18 protein-coding genes are annotated in these 18,204 nt (G+C 67.3%); 12 read left to right on the top strand and 6 right to left on the bottom strand.

The features are described from left to right. Position 1 precedes the first annotated feature (1 nt). The gene (locus tag A5625_RS19390; RefSeq protein WP_066997536.1) at positions 2-1,048 is read right to left on the bottom strand and encodes an enoyl-CoA hydratase/isomerase family protein; all 1,047 of its coding nucleotides are present in this window, start codon (positions 1,046-1,048) and stop codon (positions 2-4) included. Between the two features lie 225 nt (positions 1,049-1,273). Between A5625_RS19390 and A5625_RS19385 the strand changes: the two genes are divergently transcribed. After that, positions 1,274-2,125, top strand: coding sequence for a Bax inhibitor-1/YccA family protein (locus tag A5625_RS19385; protein WP_066997533.1), 852 nt, complete (start codon positions 1,274-1,276; stop codon positions 2,123-2,125). Positions 2,126-2,361: 236 nt separating this feature from the next. Here the strand turns inward: A5625_RS19385 and A5625_RS19380 are convergent, their stop codons facing one another. Next, positions 2,362-3,579, bottom strand: coding sequence for an acetyl-CoA C-acetyltransferase (locus A5625_RS19380; protein ID WP_066997531.1), 1,218 nt, complete (start codon positions 3,577-3,579; stop codon positions 2,362-2,364). A gap of 90 nt (positions 3,580-3,669) precedes the next feature. Beyond that, positions 3,670-4,635 (bottom strand): SGNH/GDSL hydrolase family protein, encoded by a 966-nt coding sequence (locus tag A5625_RS19375; RefSeq protein ID WP_156748384.1) that lies wholly within the window; start codon positions 4,633-4,635, stop codon positions 3,670-3,672. Positions 4,636-4,879: 244 nt separating this feature from the next. On the opposite strand from A5625_RS19375, the gene A5625_RS19370 reads away from it, so the two are divergent. From A5625_RS19370 to A5625_RS19355, 4 genes are all read left to right on the top strand, one after another. Further along, on the top strand, positions 4,880-5,950 hold the full coding sequence (locus A5625_RS19370; protein ID WP_066997525.1) for an alpha/beta hydrolase: 1,071 nt from the start codon (positions 4,880-4,882) through the stop codon (positions 5,948-5,950). 72 nt (positions 5,951-6,022) lie between these two features. After that, positions 6,023-7,429 (top strand): cystathionine beta-synthase, encoded by a 1,407-nt coding sequence (locus A5625_RS19365; protein ID WP_066997521.1) that lies wholly within the window; start codon positions 6,023-6,025, stop codon positions 7,427-7,429. A 111-nt stretch (positions 7,430-7,540) separates the two neighbouring features. Further along, entirely contained in the window at positions 7,541-8,305 is a 765-nt protein-coding gene (locus A5625_RS19360) for an RDD family protein (protein ID WP_066997518.1), read from the top strand. Between the two features lie 11 nt (positions 8,306-8,316). Beyond that, positions 8,317-9,483 carry a cystathionine gamma-synthase gene (locus A5625_RS19355; RefSeq protein WP_066997515.1) on the top strand — a complete coding sequence of 389 codons (1,167 nt, stop codon included), beginning with the start codon at positions 8,317-8,319 and terminating at the stop codon, positions 9,481-9,483. A 13-nt stretch (positions 9,484-9,496) separates the two neighbouring features. Here A5625_RS19355 and greA read toward each other — a convergent pair whose 3' ends face one another. Both greA and A5625_RS19345 read right to left on the bottom strand, forming a co-directional pair. Beyond that, positions 9,497-9,991, bottom strand: a complete 495-nt coding sequence (gene greA / locus A5625_RS19350; protein ID WP_066997513.1) for a transcription elongation factor GreA — start codon at positions 9,989-9,991, stop codon at positions 9,497-9,499. Positions 9,992-10,209: 218 nt separating this feature from the next. Beyond that, a complete protein-coding gene (locus A5625_RS19345) occupies positions 10,210-10,644 on the bottom strand; it encodes a DUF4307 domain-containing protein (protein WP_066997508.1) in 435 nt (144 codons plus the stop codon). A 112-nt stretch (positions 10,645-10,756) separates the two neighbouring features. Between A5625_RS19345 and mca the strand changes: the two genes are divergently transcribed. The 4 genes from mca to A5625_RS19325 are packed head-to-tail and all read left to right on the top strand — an operon-like array spanning position 10,757 to position 14,341. After that, the gene (gene mca, locus A5625_RS19340) at positions 10,757-11,629 is read left to right on the top strand and encodes a mycothiol conjugate amidase Mca (protein WP_066997505.1); all 873 of its coding nucleotides are present in this window, start codon (positions 10,757-10,759) and stop codon (positions 11,627-11,629) included. Then, positions 11,626-11,937, top strand: coding sequence for a hypothetical protein (locus A5625_RS19335; RefSeq protein WP_066997502.1), 312 nt, complete (start codon positions 11,626-11,628; stop codon positions 11,935-11,937). The genes mca and A5625_RS19335 overlap by 4 nt, the downstream gene beginning before the upstream one ends. Then, complete coding sequence (locus A5625_RS19330; RefSeq protein ID WP_066997499.1) at positions 11,924-13,936, top strand: thioredoxin domain-containing protein; 2,013 nt, start codon at positions 11,924-11,926, stop codon at positions 13,934-13,936. The genes A5625_RS19335 and A5625_RS19330 overlap by 14 nt, the downstream gene beginning before the upstream one ends. Before the next feature lie 21 nt (positions 13,937-13,957). Beyond that, entirely contained in the window at positions 13,958-14,341 is a 384-nt protein-coding gene (locus A5625_RS19325) for a nuclear transport factor 2 family protein (protein ID WP_066997496.1), read from the top strand. A 13-nt stretch (positions 14,342-14,354) separates the two neighbouring features. On the opposite strand, the gene A5625_RS19320 is transcribed toward A5625_RS19325, so the two are convergent. Then, a complete protein-coding gene (locus A5625_RS19320) occupies positions 14,355-15,137 on the bottom strand; it encodes a hemolysin III family protein (RefSeq protein ID WP_066997493.1) in 783 nt (260 codons plus the stop codon). Positions 15,138-15,304: 167 nt separating this feature from the next. Between A5625_RS19320 and A5625_RS19315 the strand changes: the two genes are divergently transcribed. The 3 genes from A5625_RS19315 (at position 15,305) to A5625_RS19305 (ending at position 18,186) form a co-directional block, all read left to right on the top strand. Then, positions 15,305-16,093: a (2Z,6E)-farnesyl diphosphate synthase gene (locus A5625_RS19315; protein ID WP_066997490.1), complete on the top strand. Its 789-nt coding sequence runs from the start codon at positions 15,305-15,307 to the stop codon at positions 16,091-16,093. Between the two features lie 49 nt (positions 16,094-16,142). Then, positions 16,143-17,513, top strand: a complete 1,371-nt coding sequence (locus A5625_RS19310) for a hypothetical protein (protein WP_066997487.1) — start codon at positions 16,143-16,145, stop codon at positions 17,511-17,513. Positions 17,514-17,763: 250 nt separating this feature from the next. Beyond that, positions 17,764-18,186 carry a hypothetical protein gene (locus tag A5625_RS19305; protein WP_066997483.1) on the top strand — a complete coding sequence of 141 codons (423 nt, stop codon included), beginning with the start codon at positions 17,764-17,766 and terminating at the stop codon, positions 18,184-18,186. Positions 18,187-18,204: the final 18 nt, after the last annotated feature.

The following is an 18,204-nucleotide window of genomic DNA, read 5'->3' as shown; positions in this document are numbered from 1 at the left end:
TCTAAAAACTCAAGTCGTCATCGACCGGGGCGAAATACGCCTCGACGTCGGCCGCGGTGACAGCGGACAGCTGGGCCGGCGACCACACAGGATTGCGATCTTTGTCGATCAGCTGTGCTCGGATGCCCTCCACCAGATCGTGTGAGCGCAGCGACGCCGACGACACCCGATAGTCCTGAACCAGAACATCTTTCAGTGTGTCGAGTTTTGCTGCCCGCCGTACCGCTTCCAGCGTCACCGACAACGCGATTGGGGATCGGGTGGCGATCAGGTCGGCCGCCTCATTGGCCGGCCCGGCCCCCTCTTTTTGGTGACCGCGCAAACTGGCGACGATGTCGGCAACGGTGTCGCCGGCGAAGCATTCGTCGATCCAGTCGCGTTGTGCGGCAAGCTGACTGGCTGGTGGTTCGATGGTGTACTTAGCGAGTGCGTTCTCGACGCCGTCGGTGACCACCGCACGACGAAACGCCTCGACGTCGCCGTGCGGCACGTAGTGGTCGGCAAAGCTCATGGCGATGGCGTCGGCTCCGGAGAACGGCGCCCCGGTCAGTGCGGCGTGCAGACCCAGGCCGCCGGGTGCGCGGGACAGCAGATAAGCACCGCCGACGTCGGGGATGAAGCCGATGCCGACCTCGGGCATGGCGATCTTGGAGGTGTCCGTCACCACCCGGGTGTTCGCGTGCGCGCTGACGCCGACACCCCCACCCATCACGATGCCGTCCATCAACGCCACGTACGGCTTGGCGAAGTCCGCGATCTGGGCGTTGAGCAGATACTCGTCACGCCAGAACCGTCGCGCCTCGACCCCGTCCTTGCGCGCACTGTGGTAGATCGAGACCACGTCGCCGCCGGCGCACAGGCCGCGTTCACCGGCGCCGGACAGCACCACCGCGCGCACCGCGTCGTCGTGCGCCCAGTCGGTGAGGATGGCGGTCAGCGCGTCAACCATCGGCTGATTCAGCGAGTTGATCGCCTTGGGGCGGTTGAGCGTGATCAAGCCGACGCTTCCGTCGACTTCGGTCAGAACCTCATCGGATTCGTCGGTCACGCCCTCGCCTCCCTCAAGCCGGTTCAACCGGGTTCAGCCTCGAGGAAGAAATCTAGATCGTCACGACCGGCGCGGTATCCGCGGGTAAGGGTTATCTTTAACGCGGCGACAACGGCGCCGGCTTCATTACCCGGAAAACGCCCAGGTCCGCTGGGAACCAGGGCGGACGGCCGATCGTTGAGATGGTGTTCGCACAGCTCGAAGCCAATTAGAGAGGATCCGACGGTGCGGGAGACAAGCAACCCGGTATTTCGTTCGCTGCCTAAGCAGAGGGGCGGATACGCGCAATTCGGCACGGGCGCGCCCCCGATGCAGGGCTACGGCGCCGACCCTTACTCGGCTCCTTACCAGGCCCCGTACCAGGAGGCCAGGGCGTCGCGTCCGCTGACCATCGACGACGTCGTCACCAAGACCGGCATCACGCTGGCCGTGCTGGCGATCTCCGCCGTGGTCTCCTACTTCCTGGTGGTCCGCGATGTGGCGCTGGCCATGCCGCTGGCCCTGATCGGCGGATTGGGCGGCCTGGCGCTGGTGCTGGTGGCCACCTTCGGCCGCAAGCAGGACAACCCCGGCATCGTGCTGGGCTACGCGGTGCTCGAGGGCATGGTCCTGGGCGCCATCTCGTTCGTCTTCGCCAACTTCTCGGTGTCCAACGCCAACGCCGGCGCGCTGATCGGTGAGGCGGTGCTGGGCACCTTCGGGGTGTTCTTCGGCATGCTCGTGGTCTACAAGACCGGGGCCATCCGGGTGACGCCCAAGTTCACCCGCATGCTGGTCGCCGCGATGTTCGGTGTGCTGGCCCTGATGCTGGGCAACTTCGTGTTGGCGATGTTCCACGTCAACGGCGGCACCGGCCTGGGTCTGCGCAGCGGCGGAACGATAGCGATCATCTTCTCGCTGGTCTGCATCGGGATCGCGGCGTTCAGCTTCCTGATCGACTTCGATGCGGCCGACCAGATGGTTCGTGCGGGCGCGCCGGACAAGGCGGCCTGGGGTATCGCACTGGGCCTGACCGTGACGCTGGTCTGGCTGTACATCGAGATCCTGCGTCTGCTCAGTTATCTGCAGAACGACTAGCTCTGCCACAGAAATAACCGGCATGCCTGTTGGCGTGCCGGTTTTTTCGTGCGTGACTGCCGGTCTGCTGTGCTGGCCTTGACTGTGCGCTGACGGCGTTGGGTGTGAAGGTGTGGCGGGGTTTGCCGGCGTGTCGTCGCCCAGGTTTCACTCGCGTCGCCCAGGTTTCACAGTCGACGACGAAGCGGCCGAAGCGGCCGGAGCGGCCGCGGCCGGCGCCCCACCGCCGAAACGGCCTAGCTCAGCCGCTCGAACACCATCGCCATGCCCTGGCCGCCGCCGACGCACATGGTCTCCACACCGAACGTCTTGTCGTGCGTCTGCAGGTTGTTGAGCAGCGTGGTGGCGATGCGTGCGCCGGTCATGCCGAACGGGTGACCCAGCGCGATCGCTCCGCCGGACACGTTCAGCTTGTCCTCGTCGATACCCAGTTCGCGGGCCGAACCCAGCACCTGGACGGCGAACGCCTCGTTGATCTCGAACAGGTCGATGTCGCTGACCGACATCTTGGCCCGCGCCAGCGCTTTCTTGGTCGCCTCGATCGGGCCCAGGCCCATGATCTCCGGGGACAGGCCGCTGACCCCGGTGGAGACGATGCGCGCCAGCGGGGTCAGGCCGAGTTCCTTGGCCTTGGTGTCGCTGGTGATCACCACTGCGGCGGCGCCGTCGTTGAGCGGACAGGCGTTGCCGGCGGTCACCGTGCCGTTAGGCCGGAACACCGGCTTGAGCTGGCTGATCTTCTCGTAAGTGGTGCCGGGGCGGGGACCGTCGTCGGTACTCACCGTGGTGCCGTCGGGCAGGGTCACCGGGATGATCTCGCGCTCGAAGAAGCCGCTCTTGATCGCTTCTTCGGCGCGGTTCTGGCTGCGTACTCCCCAGTGGTCCTGGTCTTCGCGGCTGATGCCGGTCAACAATGCGACGTTTTCGGCCGTCTGCCCCATCGCGATGTACACGTCGGGCAGGTTGCCGTCCGCGCGGGGATCGTGCCACTCGTCGGCGCCTTCGGTCGCGGCAGCCGACCGCTCCTGCGCCTCGTCGAACAATGGGTTCTTGGTGTCCGGCCACGAGTCGGCGCTGCCCTTGGCGAACCGGGACACGGTTTCCACACCCGCGGAGATGAACGCATCGCCCTCGCCGGCCTTGATCGCGTGGAAGGCCATCCGCGAGGTCTGCAGCGACGACGAGCAGTACCGGTTGACGGTGGTGCCCGGCAGGAAGTCGAAGCCGAGTTCGACGGCAACCACCCGGGCCAGGTTGTATCCGGATTCACCGCCGGGCTGGCCGCAGCCCAGGATCAGGTCGTCAATCTGATGCGGGTTCAGGGCGGGCACTTTGTCCAGCGCGGCGCGCACGATCTGGACGGTGAGGTCGTCGGGGCGCATCTTGACCAGCGACCCCTTCATCGCGCGGCCGATCGGCGAGCGAGCAGTTGAGACAATGACGGCTTCAGGCATGGTTTTTCCCTTCAGATCCCTGCAAATCCCACACAACGGGGCTGGCTCGCTTCACCGTCGAGCGCTACATCGCGACGGGCGACAACAAATCTAGTCGCTGCCGACCTCAGGGCACGAAGAAGGGGCAGCTCCGGGTGCCGGACGCCGCCACAACCGGGACATCACACTGCTGCGGGTATGCCGCTGACCGAGCACCGGTGTCGCCGACGTCGCCGGCAGGCTCACCGGTGGTCGATCCACCTCCTCGCCCAGTGCGTCGCACAAGGCGAGCAGCAGGGCGTCTGCCGCGAGTGCATAGGCGGGTGCCGAGGGGTGATAGCCATCGGCGGAGAACATGGCGTCGGGAGTGGCACGGAACTGCGGAGCCATCAGCTGCGCCAACGGCACCGGCACACCACCGGCCGACCTGACCGCCGCGGTTTGGGCGCGGGCGAGCTGCAGGCAACGCTCGTGCGCCAGCTGCCGCAGCGGCTGCGGGATGGCACTGATGAACCCGAGATCCGGGCAGGTACCGACGACCACCACTGCACCGCGGGCGCGCAACTTGCGCACACTCAGCGCCAGCCGCTGCGCCGACTGGCTGATGCCGTTGAGGGCGGTCACGTCGTTGGCGCCGACCATGATCACCGCGACGTCCGGCGGCGGGCCGGCCACGAACATCGCGTCGACCTGGCCGCACACCCCCTTGGAGGTGGCGCCCACGATGGACTTGGTGCTCAGCCGGATTCGTTTGCCGGTCTGCTCGGCCAGACCCCGGGCGATCCGCACGCCGGGCACCTCGTCGGCGCTCATGCAGCCATATCCGGCGGCGGTCGAGTCCCCGAAGATCATCAGGTGCAGGTCGACGGCCATGCCGCGGTGCCACCGCTCCACCGGGCCGCCGCCGCGCACGTAGACGCCGTCCGCGCGGGGCGGGATGTCCCAAGCCTTGGGAATGATCGTGCGCGCGTGGGTGGCCTGGCCGACCAACAGACTGCGTGCCCCCAGGTAGGCGGTTCCTGTTGAGGCCAGCGCGCCCGCTGTGGCCAGGGCGATGGTCGCGGAACGACGCGGCACCCGCATGGTCACGCACACAAGTTTAGAGCGGCTTCGAGGTTTGCGCGGGCGGCTGGAAAACGAAGTGATCACGGTGCGAAGCAAAACTGGCATCAAATCAGCGGTTTCATACGTTGCACTAAGCAATGGATGTAAAGCTGAAATCGAGGGGCCTGGCTGAGCGGTATGGCAAACGGCTGAACCAGATGCTCGGTCCCCTCGTCACATGCTGTATCGCACTACAACGGCGTAGGAAGTGTTGAGCATGACCGCACCTAGCAAGGAATCGGGGTTCTCGGCAAATACCGTTCGGGCCCATGACGTCCTCAAGGCCCGTCGAGCGCAGACCCGCAGGTTTGCTATCAGCGACGGCGCACCGGTCGAGGTCCTGGAATCCGGCCCCAGCGTTGCTGCGCGGCTCGCGAACCTCACCTCGCGGCTGACTATCCGACCGATTCTGTCCGTCGGCAGCCACGTGCCCAACCTGCCGTGGCCCTGGGGTCTGATCGACCTCACGGCCCGGGTGCTGATCCCGGCATCGGCCACCGTCCGCGAGACCGTGAAGCTGCCGCACGCGTCGGCGCAACTGGTTCGCGCGCCCGGGGTGCTGCCCGCCGACGGAACCCGCCGGGTGGTCGTCTACCTGCACGGCGGTGCGTTCTTGACCTGTGGGGCGAACTCCCACGGCAGGCTCGTCGAGGCCCTCTCCAAGTTCGCGGACTCGCCCGTCTTCGTGGTCAATTACCGTCTGCTGCCGAAGAATTCGGTCGGCATGGCACTCGACGACTGCCACGACGCGTACCAGTGGCTGCGGCAGCGCGGGTATCAACCCGACCAGATCGTGCTGGCCGGTGACTCCGCCGGCGGCTACCTGGCGCTCACCCTGGCGCAGCGCCTGCACGAGGAAGGTGAGGATCCGGCCGCGCTGGTGGCGATCTCGCCGCTGCTGCAGCTGGCGAAGGAAGCCAAGCAGGCCCACCCCAACATCGAGACGGATGCGATGTTTTCCGCCGGGGCGTTCGACGCTCTCGCCGTGCTGGTGGCGGGCGCGGCCAAGAAGAACAAGGTGGACGGGAAGCCCGAAGAGATTTACGAGCCGCTCGAGCACATCAAGCCGGGTCTGCCCCGCACGCTGATCCACGTGTCGGGCTCTGAGGTGCTGCTGCACGATGCGCGGTTGGCGGCGAGCAGGCTGGCCGCAGTGGGTGTGCCCGCCGAGGTACGGGTATGGCCCGGCCAGGTTCACGACTTTCAGCTGGCCGCCCCGATGGTGCCCGAGGCCATCCGCTCGCTGCGGCAGATCGGCGACTACATCCGCGAGGCCACCGGCGAGTAACGCCGGTTCGGCGCGCAAACTCCATGGAGAGTGGTTGTGCGCGGGCCGAAACCGCCTGAGACGATGAGAAGCATGCGGATCGCGCAGCACATCAGTGACCTCATCGGCGGCACACCGCTGGTGCGTCTGAACTCCGTCGTCCCCGACGGTGCCGGCATCGTGGCGGCCAAGGTCGAATACCTCAACCCCGGTGGCAGCTCGAAAGACCGGATCGCGGTGAAGATGATCGACGCCGCCGAAGCCAGCGGACAGCTGCACCCCGGCGGCACCATCGTCGAACCCACCTCGGGCAACACCGGCGTCGGGCTGGCCCTCGTCGCCCAGCAGCGCGGGTACAAGTGTGTATTCGTCTGCCCCGACAAGGTGGGGGAGGACAAGCGCAACGTGCTGTTGGCCTATGGCGCCGAGGTGGTGGTGTGCCCGACCGCAGTGCCGCCCGAGCACCCGGGCAGCTACTACAGCGTCTCCGACCGGCTGGTCACCGAAATCGACGGCGCCTGGAAGCCCGACCAGTACGCCAATCCGGAAGGCCCGGCCAGCCACTATGCAACGACCGGCCCGGAGATCTGGGCCGACACCGACGGCAAAGTCACCCATTTCGTCGCCGGCATCGGCACCGGCGGAACGATCACCGGCGCGGGCCGCTACCTCAAAGAGGTCTCCAATGGCGCGGTCCGCATCATCGGCGCCGACCCCGAGGGGTCGGTGTATTCCGGTGGCAGCGGCCGGCCCTATCTGGTGGAGGGCGTCGGCGAGGACTTCTGGCCGCAGGCATATGACCCCACCATTCCCGACGAGATCATCGCGGTTTCGGACTCCGACTCGTTCAACATGACCCGGCGGCTGGCCCGCGAGGAGGCGATGCTGGTCGGCGGGTCCTGCGGCATGGCGGTGGTCGCCGCGCTGCGCGTGGCCGAGAAGGCCGGCCCCGACGCGATCGTGGTGGTGCTGCTGCCCGACGGCGGGCGGGGCTACATGGCGAAGATCTTCAACGACGCGTGGATGTCGTCGTACGGATTCCTGCGCAGCCGCCTCGACGGGTCGACCGAACAGTCCAGGGTCGGCGACGTGCTGCGCCGCAAATCCGGTGCGCTGCCCGATCTGGTGCACACCCACCCGTCCGAGACGGTGCGCGACGCCATCGGCATCCTGCGTGAATACGGGGTGTCCCAGATGCCGGTGGTGGGCGCCGAGCCGCCGGTGATGGCGGGGGAGGTGGCCGGCAGCGTCTCCGAACGCGAACTGCTCTCGGCCGTCTTCGAGGGCCGGGCGAATCTTGCCGACGCGGTGTCGCTGCACATGAGCCCGCCGCTGCCGATGATCGGCGCCGGCGAGTTGGTCAGCGCGGCCGGTAAGGCGCTGCGCGACTGGGACGCGCTGATGGTGGTCGAGCAGGGCAAACCGGTTGGGGTGATCACCCGCTACGACCTGCTGGGCTTCCTCTCGGAGGGGCCTCGGGGCCTGTCCGGGCGCCGGTAGTTCTCGGTGTCGCGCGCGGCCACCGGTGAGCGCCGCGAATCTCGCCCGGCCGCGACGCGCTCAGGTACTGTTTCGGCCTAGTTCAGCTGGACCCGAGTGGAAAGGTTGCCCATGACCGACCAACCGCCGCCCGGCGGCAGTTATCCGCCGCCTCCTTCGCCGCCCGGGCCGTCCGGTGGGCCTCAGCCGCCCTCAGGTGGACAGCAATTCCCGCCGCCTCCACCGCACGGCGGGTCCTTTCCGCCTTCGTCCCCGCCGCCGGGCGGGTCGTATCCGCCCCCTCCGCCACCGCCGCCCGGCGGGTCGTATCCGCCGCCCCCGCCGTCGGCCGGGGGATACGCGCCGCCGCCCCCTGGGCCGGCGATCCGCACCCTGCCGACGGAGCACTACACGCCGTGGCTCACCCGCGCGCTGGCCTTCATCATCGACATCCTCCCGTACGCCGTCGTGCACGGCATCGGCACCGCCATCCTGGTCGCCACTCAACAGACCGCCTGTATCACCGACGTCACGCAGTACGCCGTCAACCAGTACTGCGCGACGCAGAACTCGACCATCGGCATGGTGGCGCAATGGCTGGCGTCGGGTATCGGGCTGTTCTATCTGATCTGGAATTACGGCTACCGGCAGGGCACTACCGGGTCGAGCCTCGGCAAATCGGTGATGAAGTTCAAAGTGGTCAGCGAGGTCACCGGCCACCCCATCGGCTTCGGACTGTCGGTCGTGCGCTCGCTGGCGCACTTCGTCGACGCGATCATCTGCTTCATCGGTTTCCTTTTCCCGCTGTGGGATTCGAAGCGTCAGACACTGGCGGACAAGATCATGACGACGGTGTGCTTGCCGATCGACGGCGAAGAAAGGCCGGCCGTCACCTAGGCTGATCGTCGATGAGCGACGACCGCAACGGACACCACGAATTCACCGGACTGGCCACCAAAGCGATTCACGCCGGCTATCGGCCGGACCCGGCGACCGGAGCGGTGAACGCCCCGATCTACGCCAGCAGCACCTTCGCCCAGGACGGCGTCGGGACGCTGCGTGGTGGGTTCGAATACGCCCGCACCGGCAACCCGACCCGGACCGCGTTGGAAGCTGGGCTGGCCGCTGTCGAAGAGGGCGGCTACGGACGGGCTTTCGGTTCGGGAATGGCCGCCACCGACTGCGTCCTGCGGGCGGTGCTGCGGCCCGGCGATCACGTGGTCATCCCGAACGACGCCTACGGCGGCACCTTCCGGCTGATCGACAAGGTCTTCACGCTGTGGAACGTCGAGTACACCCCGGTGGCGCTGCATGACCTGGACGCCGTCGCCGCCGCGATCACGCCGCGAACCCGGCTGATCTGGGCCGAAACCCCGACCAATCCGTTGCTGTCCATCGCCGATATCGCCGCCCTCGCCGAGCTGGGCAAGCAGAGTTCAGCAAAGGTGTTGGTGGACAATACTTTTGCCTCGCCCGCACTGCAGCAGCCGTTGACGCTGGGCGCCGACATCGTGCTGCACTCCACCACCAAATACATCGGCGGACATTCCGACGTGGTCGGCGGCGCGCTGATCACCAATGACCAAGAGCTGGACGACGCGTTCGCCTTCCTGCAGAACGGCGCGGGCGCGGTGCCCGGCCCGTTCGACGCCTACCTGACCATGCGCGGCCTGAAGACCCTGGTGCTGCGAATGCAGCGGCACAGCGAAAACGCTTCGGCCGTAGCGGAATTCCTGGCCGAGCATGCCGCGGTGAGCACGGTGCTCTATCCGGGCCTGCCCACCCATCCGGGGCATGAGATCGCCGCCCGCCAGATGACGGGCTTCGGTGGCATGGTCTCGATACGCATGCGCGGCGGCCGCCAGGCCGCCCGCGATCTGTGCGCCAACACCAAGGTGTTCATCCTGGCGGAATCACTGGGCGGGGTCGAGTCGCTGATCGAACACCCCAGCGCCATGACGCATGCGTCGACGGCCGGGTCGCAACTGGAAGTACCCGACGACCTGGTGCGGCTGTCGGTCGGCATCGAAGACATCGGCGACCTGCTGGCCGATCTCGATCAAGCGCTGGGCTGAACAGCCCGCTCGATCAGGAGTGGTAGGGCTCCGCGCTGACCAGCGTGACCTCGACGGTGTTGCCGTTGGGCACCACGTAGCTGCGGGTCTCGCCTTCCTTTGCGTCGATCAGTGCGCCGCCCAGCGGTGAATTGGGCGAGTACACCTCGAGCTTGCCGTCGTTGACGCCCTCCTGGCGGGTGGCGATCAGGAAGGTCTCGGTGTCGGACTTGTCGCCGTTGTAGTAGACCTTGACCACCGAACCGGGCAGCGCGACACCGGACTGTTTGGGCGCCTCGCCGACCTTGGCGTTGTTCAGCAGATCCTGCAGCTGACGAATGCGGGCCTCCTGCTGGCCCTGCTCCTCGCGGGCGGCGTGGTAGCCGCCGTTCTCGCGCAGATCGCCCTCTTCTCGGCGATCGTTGATTTCCGCGGCGATCACTGGGCGGTTAGCGATCAGCTGATCGAGCTCGGCCTTCAGTCGGTCATGTGACTCCTGGGTAAGCCAGGTCACGGAAGTGTCCGTCATCTCGTCGTGCTCCTCGTGTGTTGTTTCGCGATTCCGCGTAAGTCGTTTCAGCTCCGCCGCCCGGAGTGCGCGGGTTCCTCCCCGTGTGCTGGCGCGCCGTTTTGCTCACGGTCGCTAATGCAGCAACACGGCCCCAACCGGAACCGTGCATTCATCCATGTTACCACCGCGCAAACAGTCGATGACTCCATATTCGCAGTTCGCTGTGGATTGGGCGGTCACGCCGGGCGCAGGTAGGCGGGCACATCGGTGCCGCAGCCATAGACGTCGGCCACCACCGGCGGTTCGAACGATTTCACTGTCGTGGTGACCTGCACGGTGGCCGCGTCCGACGGCGGGACCAGCAGCTCTCGCCGGCCCGTCTCGCCGCCGCCCTTCGATCGGACCCGCACGATGCAGTCCACCGGCCGCGAGGGATCCGATCGCGTCACGCTGATCGTTATCTCTGCCGTCTGGTCGTCGATCACCCGATACCCGGCCATCGTCCCCTTGACGTCGCTGGTGCCGAACCGGTGGTAACCGATGACCGCGATGACAAGTCCGGCCACGATCACCAGCGCACCCAGCGCGACGATTACCCACCGCCGGGGAATACCCGACAGCCGGGAGCGCCCGTAGCGGGCCTCCGGACGCTCGATGGGGGTTTCGGTCATGGCTTGTTCTGCCTGGCTATGGGCTGTCGGACACCGGCCGACGGCACGCACGAACTCGGAACTGGAATTATAGGGTCAGACCGGGCGACCACCAGAGGTGACAAGGGAGCACGTGAGCGAATTGCGGTTGATGGCGGTGCACGCCCACCCCGACGACGAGTCCAGCAAGGGCGCGGCCACGCTGGCCCGCTATGCCGACGAGGGCCACCGAGTGCTGGTGGTGACGTTGACCGGCGGCGAGCGCGGCGACATTCTCAACCCGGCGATGGACCTGCCCGAGGTGCATGGACACATCGCCGAGATCCGCCGTGACGAGATGGCCAAGGCCGCCGAGATACTGGGTGTGGAGCACACCTGGCTGGGTTTCGTCGACTCCGGATTACCCAAGGGTGACCCGCCGCCGCCGCTACCCGAGGGATGCTTCGCCCTGGTGCCGCTGGAGGAGTCGGTCGAGGCGCTGGTCCGCGTGGTGCGCGAGTTCCGGCCGCACGTCATGACCACCTACGACGAAAACGGCGGCTACCCGCATCCCGACCACATTCGCTGCCATCAGGTTTCGGTCGGCGCCTTCGAGGCGGCCGGCGATTACCGGCGCTTCGCCGACGCCGGCGAGCCCTGGACGGTGTCCAAGCTCTACTACATTCACGGGTTCCTGCGGGCCCGGATGCAGCTGCTGCACGACGAAGCCATCAAGCACGGCCAAGAACCCCCGTTCAAGAAGTGGCTCGAGCACTGGGATGCCGCACACGACCCGTTCGAGTCCCGGGTCACCACCCGGGTCGAGTGCTCGGCGTATTTCGGCCAGCGCGATGACGCGCTGCGGGCGCACACCACTCAGATCGACCCCGACCACGACTTCTTCGCCGCCCCCATCGCATGGCAGCAGCGGCTTTGGCCCACAGAGGAATTCGAGCTGGCCCGCTCGCGGGTTCCGGTGCGGCTGCCCGAGGATGACCTGTTCGCCGGAATCGAGAACGACGCGTGAACCAGCTCTTTCTCGCCTTGACCGCGGCCGGCTGGCAGGCCGACGGACCGCCGCGGCATACCGGCCCCGATTTCGGCAAGGCCAGCCCGGTCGGGCTGCTGATCGTCGTGTTGCTGTTGATCAGCACGCTGTTTCTGCTGCGGTCGATGAACCGGCAGCTGAAGAAGGTGCCGGAGTCGTTCGACCCCAAGCATCCCGAACCGGACCAGGCCGCCGACGAGGGCACCGACTCGGTCGACCGGGGCAGCCCCCCGGACCAGACGGACGGGCCGCCACGAGCCCCGGGATCCGGCGATGAGCCGGGCTGACTCCGCTTCAACCAACTCCCTTGGGCTGGCGACCAGCCCGTATTTGCGTCAGCACGCCGACAATCCGGTGCATTGGCAGCAGTGGACCCCCGAGGCGCTGGCCGTCGCCGCTGCCCGCGACGTGCCGATCCTGCTCTCTATCGGCTATGCCGCCTGCCACTGGTGTCACGTGATGGCCCACGAATCGTTCGAGGACGACCAGGTGGCCGCCGCGATGAACGCGGGATTCGTCTGCATCAAGGTCGACCGTGAGGAACGGCCGGACATCGACGCGGTGTACATGAACGCCACCGTCGCGCTCAACGGTCATGGCGGTTGGCCGATGACGTGTTTTCTGACACCGGATGGACGCCCCTTTTTCTGCGGTACCTACTATCCCAAAGAAGGCTTCCTGCAACTTCTTTCAGCTGTCTCAACCACGTGGCGCGAGCGCCGTGGCGAGGTGGAGCAGGCCTCCGACCACATCGCCGGCGAGTTGCGCACTATGGCATCCGGTCTGCCGGGCGGGCCGCCGGTGGCGCCGGAACTGTGTGACCACGCGGTCGCCGCGGTACTGAGCGACCGCGACACTGTTCACGGCGGCTTCGGCGGTGCGCCCAAGTTTCCGCCGTCGGCGCTGCTCGAAGCGCTGCTGCGCAACTTCGAGCGCACCGCGTCGCAGGCGGCACTCGAGGCGGTATCGCACACCGGCAACGCGATGGCCCGTGGCGGCATCTACGACCAACTCGGCGGCGGCTTCGCCCGCTACAGCGTCGACAATGCTTGGGTGGTACCGCATTTCGAAAAGATGCTGTACGACAACGCGCTGTTGCTGCGCGCCTACGCGCACTGGGCCCGGCGGACCGACGACCCGCTGGCGCGCCGGGTCACCGCCCAGACCGCCCGGTTCTTGCTCGACGATCTGGCCGACGGGGCCATGTTCACCTCGTCCCTGGACGCCGACGCCGACGGCCGCGAGGGGTCGACCTACGTGTGGACACCGGCGCAGCTCAACGAGGTGCTCGGGGCCGAGGACGGCCGTTGGGCCGCAACCGTTTTCGCGGTCACCCGGGACGGCACGTTCGAGCACGGCACGTCGGTGCTGCAGTTGCCCGCCGATGTCGAGGATCCGCAGCGGTTGGACCGGGTGCGGGCCGCGCTGCTGGCCGCCCGGCTCACCCGCATCCAGCCCGGACGCGACGACAAGGTCGTCACGTCGTGGAATGGATTGGCGATCACCGCGTTGGCCGAAGCCGGTGTGGCTTTGGGCGAGCCCGAATTCGGCCACGCCGCGGGCCGTTGCGCGCGGGCGCTGCTGGATTTGCACGTCGTCGACGGCCGGTTGCGACGCGCCAGCCTGGGCGGCGTGGTCGCAGACAGCGTTGGGATCCTCGAGGACTACGCGATGCTGGCCACCGGACTGCTTGCGCTGTATCAGCTGACCGCCGAGGCGATGTGGTTGACAACGGCAACCAATCTGCTGGACACCGCGCTGGCGCACTTCGCCGATCCGGAGCAACCGGGCCGCTGGTTCGACACCGCCGACGATGCCGAGCAGTTGGTGCTCCGGCCGGCCGACCCGTTGGATGGGGCCACCCCGTCGGGAGCGTCGTCGATCACCGAGGCGCTGCTGACCGCGGCGCATCTGGTCGACGGCGATCGCGCGCAGCGGTATCTGCGGGCGGCGGCCGAATCACTCGGCGCGCACTCGGTGTTGCTGGAGCGCGCGGCGCGGTCGGCCGGACATTGGCTGGCCGTCGCCGAAGCCGCGGTGCGCGGACCGCTGCAGATCGCGGTTGCCTGCGACCCGTCGGCCTCGGCGTTGCTGGACGACGCGCGAAAGCTGGCGCCCGGCGGGGCGATCGTGGTCGGCGGTGAGGTGGATTCGTCAGCGCTGCTGGTCGGCCGGCCCCGAGTGGCCGGCGCCGATGCTGCCTACGTGTGCCGCGGCCAAGTCTGCGACCTGCCGGTGACCACCACGGCCGAACTGGCCGCCGCCCTGGGTGATCCCGGCCACTAGCTCGGGGTTACCCTGCGTCCCATGCCGAATGCCGCAGAGACCGAAGCGATCAGAAGCACGGTCAACCGCTACATCGAATTGGTCGCCAAGGGCAGCGCCGATGACTTCGTCGAGTTGTACGCCGATGACGCCACCGTCGAGGATCCGGTTGGCGGCGAGGTGCACATCGGACGGGAAGCGATCCACGGTTTCTACTCGGCGATCAACGACGTGCAGCGCGAATGCGAACTGGTGACGCTGCGGGTGGCCGGCAACGAGGCGGCTTTCCAATTTCGGCTGACGGTGACTGCGGGCGAGCACCGGATGGTGATCGAGCCGATCGACGTGATGGTGTTCGACAGCCACGGCAAGATCGCCTCGATGAAGGCCTACTGGTCGCCCGAGGACGACGTCACCCCGGTCTAGCCGAGGATCGGGTCTAGCCGCCGAAAGATGCCGCCAGCCAGGCGTGGTCTTCGGTGTAGAAGACCGCGAACCACATGGCGATGTAGTGCAGGATGGCCGCGATCGCGGTGAAGGCGTGGAAGAACTCGTGATAGCCGAATGTCCGCGGCCATGGGTCCGGCCAGCGCAGCCCATAGAAGATGCCGCCGACGCTGTAGAACACGCCGCCGACCGCCAGCAGCACCATCGCGGCCACGCCGGCCTGGTGCAGGATCGTCGGCGCGAACCACACGGCCACCCAGCCCAGCAGCAGATAGAGCGGCACGCCGACCCAGCGCGGCGCCGTCGGCCAGCACATTTTCAGCGCGATGCCCGCCACCGCGCCGCCCCACACGATGCACTGCACCAGTACGCCGGTGTTCTGCGGCATCACCAGCCGGGCGAACGGGGTGTAGCTGCCGGCGATGAACACGAAGATCATCGAATGGTCGAGCCGCTTCATCCGGGTCCGGGCGATGGCGGACTTCCACTTCACCCGGTGATAGGTGGCGCTGACCGCGAACATCGCCACCGTCGACGCGGCGTAGACCAGCGTCGAGTGCCCGGCGCGGGGCGAGGCGACCGCCCACGACACCGACACCAGCGTTGCGCCGGTGATGACCGCCAGCCACGCCGAGACGAAGTGGATCCAGCCGCGCATCCTCGGCTTGCCCAGAAACTGCGCGGCACCTTCGACGACCTGCTCGACGGTGTTGCTCGGAACGATCGAGTCGGGTTCGGACTCCGGGTTGGGGACGGTGCTGGTCTGGCTGCTCATGTCTCCTGTGTCTTGTCTGCAACGGGGGATATCAACGGAAAGCCGCCAGGGGCTGTTCAAGAGCCACAGTAGTCAGGGATGGTTACGAGACAGTCTCGACTTCTCAGGTGACCGAGCCGAACTTAGAACCGGTGCATCGATCACCGCTGGCAGTAGGGTGGATCGTCGTGGAAATCATCCCGCCGCGCCTCAAAGAGCCGCTGTATCGCCTCTACGAATTGCGGCTACGGCAGGGTCTGACCGCCACCAAGTCCGAGCTGCCGCGCCACATCGCAGTGCTCTGCGACGGGAACCGGCGCTGGGCACGCGACGCGGGATACGACGACGTGAGCTACGGCTACCGGATGGGTGCCGTCAAGATCGCCGAGATGCTGCGCTGGTGCCAGGAAGCGGGCATCGAAATGACGACGGTGTACTTGCTTTCCACGGAAAACCTGCAACGCGATCCCGAAGAGCTGGCCGGGCTCATCGAAATCATCACCGACGTCGTCGAGGAGATCTGCGCACCGGCCAACCGCTGGAGCGTGCGCACGGTCGGGGACCTCGAACTGCTCGGTGAGGAACCGGCCCGCCGGCTGCGCGGCGCCGTCGAGTCCACCCCGGCCGTGGCGCCGTTCCACGTCAACGTCGCCGTAGGCTACGGCGGCCGCCGGGAAATCGTCGACGCGGTGCGCGCCTTGCTGAGCAAGAAACTTGCCAATGGCGCGACCGCCGAAGAGCTCATCGACACCGTCACTGTGGACGCCATCTCGGAAAACCTTTACACCTCCGGGCAACCCGACCCCGACCTGGTCATCCGCACCTCAGGTGAGCAGCGGCTGTCCGGGTTCCTGCTGTGGCAGAGCGCATATTCCGAGATGTGGTTCACCGAAGCGCACTGGCCGGCGTTCCGCCGGGTCGACTTCCTGCGTGCGCTGCGCGATTACAGCCAGCGGCACCGCCGGTACGGCAAGTAACCGCGGAAAGGGTCTAAGCGCCGGCCCGCCCGCATGCCAAACTAAGGAAATGGCTGCGATGTCGGCGGTGGTGTTCACGCTGAGCGCCTGGCTGGGCCTTTATCTGGCGGCCCGCGATCCGCGCAAACCCGTTCTCGCGCTGGCGGCGATCGGACTGTTCGGGTTCGCTCTCGTGGTGGCGCTGGATGCGGTTCGGACCACAAATCCCGCATACGCCGAGCCGTTGAGCCGGGTCGAGATCTACCTGGCGACGGTCCCCGGCGTGGCGTGGTTCGCGGTGCTCGTCGAGTTGTCCCGACCCAGCGACGGCTGGCGCGCGCGCACCCGGGAGTCGTTGCTGGTGGCCGGGGTCGCCGCGCTGACCCTGCTCGGGGCGACGCTGGCCGGCAGCGTCGAGGGGCCACTGCGGCCAGGCCACTGGCTGATGTTCGCGGTCATCTCGGTGTCGACGCTGGGCGCGATGGCCGTCGCGTTACGCCGCCCCCGTCGGCCCAGGCCGGCCGTGGGACTCGCAGTCACCGCGACCCTGTTCTTCGCGCTGAGCAATGCGATCCTGATCATTCCGCTGGGCCTGGTGCCCAGTTGGGTCGCGCTGGCGTCGACGAGTTGCGACGTCCTGGGACTCGGGGTTGCCGTCGCCCTTTGGGACGCATTCGACGAGGGCCACGCGCTGCGCGCCGACATGCTCCGCTCGTTCGCCGGTTCGGTGGCGGTGGCGGCCCTGTTCGGCGGTCAGGCGCTGATCGGGTTGGCGGTGACCCGCGACGACCCCGCCGCGCAGACCGCCCTCACCGTGCTGCTGTTCACCAGCTTGGCGATCGCGATCAGCGTGCAGGTGCTCGCGGATCCGCTGGCCGGGGTGCTTGACCGGCTGGCATTTTCGAAATCGCCTGCCCTGCGGGCGGATCGGGCCGCGCTGCGCCATACCGGGGCGGCACTGCCGCTCCGGCAGGAGCACCCGCTCGCCGGGGTCGACGACGTCACCTTCGTCAGGCTCACCCGCCGCGCCCTGGGTCACTACGGTGACCTGACCAAACTGGTTGCCAGCCCGCTGACCGCGTTGCCGGTGATCGATGAGCGGCTGGCCGCCAGAAATGCCCCGGACCACCCGCTGGAGCGGGCCAATGAGCTCAAGGCCGTTCTGGCGGATGCCATCGCGCGGCTCAAGCCGCGCGACGCCGGCGAGTTCGGCACCACCGAGGAGTGGCGGCACTACAACTCGCTGTATTTCCCGTACGTCGCCGGTGTGCGCGCGTATGCGCAGAACGCCACCGCCTCGGGCCTGGATCCCACCGCGCGGCAAGCCTGGCAATGGTTCGTCACCGAGGTGCCCCAGCGTTCGCTGCACAATTGGCAGAACGCCGCCGCCCGGCTGATCGCCGCCGATCTGCGCGGACGGATCCCGGTTCCCAGCGACTAAAGCGGGTACAGGCCAGCAGTCGCCGGAGAGCACAGCGCTGTGCCTCGTGCTGGTGTGGTTGGTGGGGCCGCTGAGCCCGACCTGACTGGCGCGTGTCAAATGTTTGCCCGCCGATGGGAATAAGTCGGGTGAACCACCTCGTCTTTGTATCCGTGGCAGTAGTTGGCAGCGCCACGAGTCGATATGGCAGTGCACTGGCGGCACGCTCAAACCTGTTCGACCCAAACCCGCCATCGCGAGGAGTAATCACATGAGCCCAGCTACTGATGTATCTGGCATCACGACCCGGCCCCTCTACGATTCGACCGATTCATTGTTGCGCTTTGCCGTACGCGTCGACGGGACGTTGACCGGGTTGTGCGGTTTGGCCGTCGCCTTGGTCGCCGATCCGCTCTCGTCATTGACCGGACTGACGTCGTTCCAGGGCTACGTCGGGGGCGTCTTCTTGGTGCTCTACGGCCTCCTGGTGTTCAGCCTGGGAGCGCTTCCCGACCTGCGCCGCGCCGGCATCAGCGTGGTGGTGGCCAACGTCGTTTCCGCCCTGGCCTCGGTCGTGGCCGCCGAAGTGCTGCCGCTGACCGCCACCGGTGTCGCCTTGACGCTGGCCAGCGGTGCCTACACGGCGGCCTTCGCCGGGCTGCAATACCTGGGACTGCGTCGCCTCGAGGTGTGATCCCGCGGGGCTCGTCAC

Origin of the sequence: Mycobacterium sp. 1465703.0 (assembly GCF_001672975.1) — a bacterium.
GTDB lineage: Bacteria > Actinomycetota > Actinomycetes > Mycobacteriales > Mycobacteriaceae > Mycobacterium.
The sequence above is the reverse complement of the archived record's forward strand: the minus strand, read 5'-3'. Positions and strand labels throughout refer to the sequence as shown.